Below are 483 nucleotides of genomic sequence, written 5' to 3' on the forward strand. Positions count from 1 at the left end.
ACCCCGCCCGGCCCCTGACAATTTCCGTGTGCGTCCAGCCACGTGAAAAGAAAAAAGAAAAAGCAGGATCGGGTCGCTTCGCTCGGGAGGGGGGGTCAGCGCGCGGCTTTGAGATGATGGGCGACCAGGGCGTTGGCATGGCCGTGGCCCAGCCCGTGCTCGGCCTTCAGGTAGCTGACCAGTTCCATGTGCTTCAGGCCCGGCTGCTTGGCCAACAGTCCCAGCCAGTGCGCCACGGGCTGGCCGTAGGTTTTCTCGATGGACGGGAAATACGAAGCCGGGCCTTTCGGCGGGGTGTCAGTACTCATGTGCAGCTCCTGTTGAACGTCATTCATTAGACGAACCACACCGCAACAAATCGACAACCTCACACCCCGATGCCGTTTCGACAGACCGCGGGAAACTGTCGAAGGCGGGGCACTGTGGGTTTGCGGGGTGTGAGCCGCATGGATGCGGCGACCAAGGCTACATGGACGTACTTGC

1 protein-coding gene is annotated in these 483 nt (G+C 61.5%); it reads right to left on the reverse strand.

Annotated elements, in window-relative coordinates; translation table 11 throughout:
* Positions 1–95: 95 nt before the first annotated feature.
* Positions 96–308 (reverse strand): DUF4287 domain-containing protein, encoded by a 213-nt coding sequence (locus IAE58_RS19890; protein ID WP_108752369.1) that lies wholly within the window; start codon positions 306–308, stop codon positions 96–98.
* Between the last annotated feature and the right edge of the window lie 175 nt (positions 309–483).

The organism is Stenotrophomonas sp. S49 (assembly GCF_016624905.1).
Taxonomy (GTDB): domain Bacteria; phylum Pseudomonadota; class Gammaproteobacteria; order Xanthomonadales; family Xanthomonadaceae; genus Stenotrophomonas.

Coding starts and splice junctions, on each gene's coding strand:
- IAE58_RS19890 (WP_108752369.1), bottom strand. CDS start 308: ATGAGTACTGACACCCCGCCGAAAGGCCCGGCTTCGTATTTCCCGTCC.